The organism is Coleofasciculus sp. FACHB-712, from assembly GCF_014695635.1.
Lineage (GTDB): Bacteria > Cyanobacteriota > Cyanobacteriia > Cyanobacteriales > FACHB-T130 > FACHB-T130.
In genome coordinates, this window is sequence record NZ_JACJOQ010000221.1 from 1 (window position 1) to 5,527 (window position 5,527).

5 protein-coding genes and 1 pseudogene are annotated in these 5,527 nt (G+C 49.8%); 2 read left to right on the plus strand and 4 right to left on the minus strand.

The genetic code is table 11. From position 1 onward, the window contains the following. The 4 genes and pseudogenes from H6F50_RS06345 to H6F50_RS06360 form a co-directional block, all read right to left on the minus strand. Positions 1-249 (minus strand): annotated as a pseudogene (locus H6F50_RS06345) (photosystem II S4 domain protein); the annotation flags it as partial. Positions 250-383: 134 nt separating this feature from the next. After that, positions 384-1,397: an ion channel gene (locus H6F50_RS06350; RefSeq protein WP_190427595.1), complete on the minus strand. Its 1,014-nt coding sequence runs from the start codon at positions 1,395-1,397 to the stop codon at positions 384-386. A 124-nt stretch (positions 1,398-1,521) separates the two neighbouring features. Then, entirely contained in the window at positions 1,522-2,037 is a 516-nt protein-coding gene (locus H6F50_RS06355; protein ID WP_190427597.1) for a hypothetical protein, read from the minus strand. Positions 2,038-2,111: 74 nt separating this feature from the next. Further along, on the minus strand, positions 2,112-2,447 hold the full coding sequence (locus tag H6F50_RS06360; protein ID WP_190427599.1) for a hypothetical protein: 336 nt from the start codon (positions 2,445-2,447) through the stop codon (positions 2,112-2,114). Between the two features lie 86 nt (positions 2,448-2,533). Between H6F50_RS06360 and serA the strand changes: the two genes are divergently transcribed. Both serA and prmA read left to right on the plus strand, forming a co-directional pair. Next, positions 2,534-4,114, plus strand: a complete 1,581-nt coding sequence (serA, locus tag H6F50_RS06365) for a phosphoglycerate dehydrogenase (RefSeq protein WP_190427602.1) — start codon at positions 2,534-2,536, stop codon at positions 4,112-4,114. 224 nt (positions 4,115-4,338) lie between these two features. Continuing rightward, complete coding sequence (gene prmA, locus H6F50_RS06370) at positions 4,339-5,229, plus strand: 50S ribosomal protein L11 methyltransferase (protein ID WP_190427606.1); 891 nt, start codon at positions 4,339-4,341, stop codon at positions 5,227-5,229. The last annotated feature ends 298 nt before the right edge of the window (positions 5,230-5,527 follow it).

Consider the following 5,527-nt stretch of genomic DNA (forward strand, 5'->3'; position numbering starts at 1 on the left):
ATCGAGGGGCAATTCTGCACGCGCGATCGCAATTCGCTGTCGTTCAGCTTGCGGATACCCTCCCCAAGCAACGAGTTGGACTTCTGTTAACCGATTAAACGCTTGCTGGATTTCAGCTAGTTCTGGAGGAGACAGAAAATCCGTAAAGACCACTTCCCACGTTTTAATCGCTTGATCCGCTAGATCGATAACACGAGCCACAGTCTCTCGATTTTCGACTCCTTTGAGGAGTTCTTCCCTTGGCAACATACAGCAGACGCTTGATTGAGGTGAAACTTTCTTGATTCTATCGTTGGGAGCGAAACCTGATGGAGAGTGCGATCGCTTTCGCGGATGCTGCTTTTAGCGGCTCCTCGCGCTTGGTTAAACTGAATCATTCCCCTTTACCCAAACCGATTCCCGACCTCCTTCCACGACCACCCATCATTTCTCACTAAGGCGAGGAGCAAACGCCGTCGTCTCGTCAAGTTGCTGACTTCTAATGCAAAGGCTTCATCGCTAACCGTGGGAATCCCGTTAGCACGTAACTCATCGAGAACTGCCAGGGGTGGCACGTCTGAGGCTGGCTTAATGTAAGCAGAAGTCAGGGTTTCTAGAAAGACTGACAGGGTTTGCCGCACTGGGTATAGCGCCACCGAATCGGGTCGATATTCCCGCTTGATTCCAAATTCGAGCAAGGTCAATGCCTCGTCCAAGACAGCCATGTTAACTTCCGCCGCTGTCTCCCGCCCGGTGCTATGAAAGTAATGAAGTACCGGATAAGCGAAATGACTTTGCCCGTATAACGCTAGCATGGGCGCGATCGCTACTAAGTGCTGAGACAGCATCCCAAAATCTTTGCCATTCCAAGCTTTAGTTACGATTTCGGTAGGAGTATAGCCAAGACAGGAAATGTAGGTTGCCAACTGTCGCTTCTGAGTCCCGGCTGACACCACAGAAAGCAGATAGGTAATCGACAGAGTAATCAGGAAAAACCCATTCGCTGCTGCTGCGGCTGTCGCCAGTTGCCAAATTTTTCCTTGGGGTTGGTAGTCTCCGAGACCGAGGGTAACTAACGTATAACCTGTAAAGTAAATTTTCTCCCAGATGTCAGCAGGCTGCTTTGTATCCGCAGAAACCAAAGAGCGATCGCTGGCGCTAAAAATTAAGACCCATCCTGCCCAAGTAGCCAAAATCCACAGCAGCGTAGAAATGCCAATGGTGCTGTAGCCTGCAACGGAAAGCATCTGATGAGAGGGAGAGGAGCGATGTCGATGGAGAAGCAATCTCCACAAGCAATTGGACAATCTAGATGTAATCGGCCCCCCACCGCCGCCGACGGCGATCGTTGTCCAAAGCACATCAACTACGATCGAGCCGACGAGCGCAACTCCCAAACAAGTTGGCAATATTTGCATCTAAACCCCCTTCCAGTGACTTGCGCTCAGGCTGGTAGTTAAAGTAACAATGTTGTGTTTGTTACTTCCTCTGCCCGTGGATGGAAGACCCAGCCAGCTCGAAAGGTTGGAAGGTGCTTATTTTCTAGACTCCCTCTGAGTCAACGTAGCCTTGGATATTTTCGGGTTCAAACTGACGGAGAATCCGAGTCGCTTGGCGGATGATCGTTTCGGAAGCTTTGACGACAATCAGATACTTACCGGCATTGAGGCGGTTGCGGTAAGGCAAGGCATCACCACTTCCCAGCGCCAAGCCTACTCCTCCCCCCACAAACACGCTACCCATCGCACCGGAGGCGGCACCTAAAAGTCCAGCAATCAGGTAATTGCCGATTGGACCCGCCCAGGCAAAGGTGTCTAAACCCGTGGTGATATTGAAAGCTATTCCAGCGAAAAATCCAAAGGGGATGAGCCAATAAGCCATCAGCTTTGATTGCTTTTTAGCTTGCTCGTTGGGGTCAATTAAGCCAAATTCATCGGCGCTTTTATATCCTCTGCCCAGGATACTCACTTTATTCATCGGTAAGCCTTCTTTCTCTAAAGCGGAATAGGCAGCTTCTGCCTGGATGCGGTCTGGCAGTACGGCAACGAGATAATTCATGGTGATTCGTAAAATGCTGAGATAGCCTTAGTTAAAGCCTAGCAGTGCAAGGGACAGCAAATCTTCTACCGTAATTAGGATGCACTTGCGCGAGAAGTCGCTAGGAGCGGTATATGCGAAAGCGATCGCATTTGTGCGATGGGTAGCTGATATCTTTGGCTGTGTTTTGTTTCCTTCCGCCATCGGCAAGAAGCACTTCGCCCACGCGAATGAAAGTTAAAAACTTTCAGCCAACCAGCCGTACAAAGACACCTGATACAGTTAAAATGACCTTCTGCCTGTATTGTTCGTGGTGGAGAGTGATTAGACGCGATGTCTAAGCCAGCTCCCATCAGGCAAGCTTGCTCCCAAGGTTTTACCGGCACGCGATCGCGTAACGCAAGGGAGCTATCCTGGCGAAGTGGATGCAACGCAACGCGCGACTTGCGGTTTTGACCTTTTAGGGGTCGTGCGTGCGTGTCGTAATGGAATTTTTATTTAGACTCACCTGCCCATCATGTCCAAGGTTCTTGTTTCCGATCCCATAGACCAAGTTGGAATAGATATCCTCTCCCAAGTTGCCCAAGTTGACATTAAAACAGGTCTTTCTCCAGAAGAACTGGTGCGAATTATGCCAGAGTATGACGCTCTGATGATTCGTTCTGGAACCCATGTCACCAAAGAAATTATCGAAGCGGGCACCCAGCTAAAAATTATTGGTCGTGCTGGAGTTGGCGTCGATAATGTCGATGTTCCAGCCGCCACCCGACAAGGAATTGTCGTCGTCAATTCCCCCGAAGGTAACACCATTGCAGCGGCAGAACACGCTTTGGCAATGATGCTATCGCTCTCCCGTTATATCCCCGAAGCCAATCAGTCGGTGAAAGGCAGTCAGTGGGATCGCAAGAGTTTTATCGGGGCTGAAGTTTACAAGAAAACGCTGGGTGTTGTCGGTTTGGGGAAAATTGGTTCTCATGTCGCCAGCGTTGCGAAAGCGATGGGGATGAAACTGCTAGCTTACGATCCCTTCATCTCGGTAGAACGGGCAGATGAACTGGGTTGTCGTCTAGTCGATCTGGATATGCTGTTTCAGGAATCCGATTACATTACCCTGCACATCCCCAAAACTCCAGAAACGACTCATCTGATTAACGCCGAAGCGATCGCTAAAATGAAACCCACGACTCGGATTATCAATTGTGCCCGTGGTGGCATTATTGATGAGGCAGCCTTGGCGGAGGCGTTAAAAGCTGGCAAAATTGCTGGGGCCGCGTTGGACGTTTTTGAGACAGAACCGCTTGGCGAGTCGGAGTTGCGATCGCTGGGGAAAAATCTTATCCTCACTCCCCACCTGGGAGCTTCTACAGCAGAAGCGCAGGTAAATGTCGCTATTGATGTTGCCGAGCAGATTCGGGACGTTCTGCTCGGCCTACCAGCGCGTTCAGCCGTGAATATTCCTGGGTTGCGGCCTGACGTATTGGAAAAACTCAGACCTTATCTCCTATTGGCGGAAACTCTGGGTCATCTAGTTGGGCAACTGGCTGGAGGACGGATTGAGTTGTTGAATATCAGCTTGCAGGGAGAATTGGCAACTAATCAAAGTCAGCCTCTCATCGTAGCAGCACTGAAAGGGCTGCTCTCTCAAGCGTTGAGAGAGCGAGTGAACTACGTGAATGCCAGTATTGAGGCAAAGGAGCGGGGAATTCGCGTGATTGAAACGCGGGATGCCTCGATTCGAGATTATTCGGGTTCGCTGCAACTGTCGGCAAAGGGTTCCCTAGGAGAACACTCGGTCACTGGTGCTTTATTGGGCGATAACGAAATTCGGATCACTAGCATTGATGATTTTCCCATCAACGTCCCCCCCACTTCTAATATGCTGTTTACGCTGCACCGCGATATGCCAGGAATTATCGGGAATATTGGTTCGCTATTGGGCAGCTTTAATGTCAATATTGCCAGTATGCAGGTGGGTCGTAAAATCGTGCGCGGCGATGCAGTAATGGTGTTAAGCCTGGACGATCCCCTACCAGAGGGAATTTTGGCGGAAATTCTCAAGATTCCCGGCATTCGAGATGCCTATACGGTAACTTTATAAGTGCTGAGGATATAGGACTGAGGACTGAGGGCTGAGGACTGAGTATGAAGAAAAGAGATACACAAAGAAGAAATTCTTTTTAGTTTCTCTTTACTCTATATTGCTAAGTTCTACGTTCTAACCTTCCTCAGTCCTCAGCCAGTGCTTCGCACCACTAGGCTAACAGTCCTCAGTCCTCAGTCCTCATACCTCAGTCCTTAGTCCTCAGCCCTCAGCCCTGATGTATGGCAAACACCTGGTGGGAAATTCAAGTTCTCTGCGACCCAGCCTTAGAAGATTTAATTTTCTGGCGGCTGGAAAAATTTGGCTGTCGCGGCACATCCATTGAGGTTAAAGGACACTCGCGCCTAGTGTGTGGTTATTTATCCGCACTCCAAGCGCAGTTATTAGATTTGGCGGCGCTGTCTCTGTGGCTGCGTCAAGATGCGCTGAATGTGGGAATGCCGATGCCGGTGATGGATTGGCATTTAATTGATGAGGAAGATTGGGCGAGTAGCTGGAAGCAATACTGGCAACCGCAAGAAGTTGGCGATCGCTTATTAATCTACCCTGCCTGGTTGCCCCCTCCAGAGCAGACGGAACGGCTTACGCTCCGCCTCGATCCCGGAGCCGCTTTTGGCACCGGCACCCATCAAACGACTCAGCTGTGTCTGGAAGCGTTGGAGATGCGATTGGGTTTGGGCACCCCCGATATCGTTGTGGCAGATATTGGTTGTGGTTCTGGCATTCTCTCAATTGCCGCAATGCTTTTAGGTGCCGAAAAGGTTTATGCCGCAGATCTTGACCCGATGGCGGTGCGAGCCACCCACAGCAACCGAGAACTCAACAAAATTAGCCCCGATCAGTTGATTGTGGAGCAAGGCAGTATCGATCGCTTAATGCAATTGTTACATGAGCCGGTCGATGGCATTCTTTGCAATATTCTGGCGGAGGTGATTATCGACTTGATCCCGCAGATGACAGAGATGGCTAAACCCAGCACTTGGGGAATTATTAGCGGCGTTTTGCTAGAACAAGCGAAGCCCATTGCCGATACTTTAGAGCAACATGATTGGATTGTTGCCACGCTCTGGCGGCGTCAAGAGTGGTGCTGCTTTAATATTCGACGCTCATAAATTAGGACTGAGTGCTGAGGACTGAGGACTGAGAGAGGAGAGAGGACTGAGGTTTGAGGACTGTTAGCAAAGTAGTGCGAAGCACAAGCTGAGTAAGGTATGAAAGGTCTTAAATCAGAGTTACCAATTAACTACCGATCGCTTTTTATAGCTTTTTACTGAGATTTTAGCCCTCAGTTCTCAGTCCTCAGTCTTCAGTCCTCAATCCTCAGCCCTCAATCTTCAAGCTGAGTGGACGACATCCTGACAGAATTTGGTGCATATTCACGACAGCACCAATAATGGCGATCGCGGGTGC

Bases quoted from the DNA above. Each gene is read 5' to 3' on its own strand.
- H6F50_RS06350 (WP_190427595.1), bottom strand. From the start codon at position 1,397: ATGCAAATATTGCCAACTTGTTTGGGAGTTGCGCTCGTCGGCTCGATC.
- H6F50_RS06355 (WP_190427597.1), bottom strand. From the start codon at position 2,037: ATGAATTATCTCGTTGCCGTACTGCCAGACCGCATCCAGGCAGAAGCT.
- serA (WP_190427602.1), top strand. From the start codon at position 2,534: ATGTCCAAGGTTCTTGTTTCCGATCCCATAGACCAAGTTGGAATAGAT.
- prmA (WP_190427606.1), top strand. From the start codon at position 4,339: ATGGCAAACACCTGGTGGGAAATTCAAGTTCTCTGCGACCCAGCCTTA.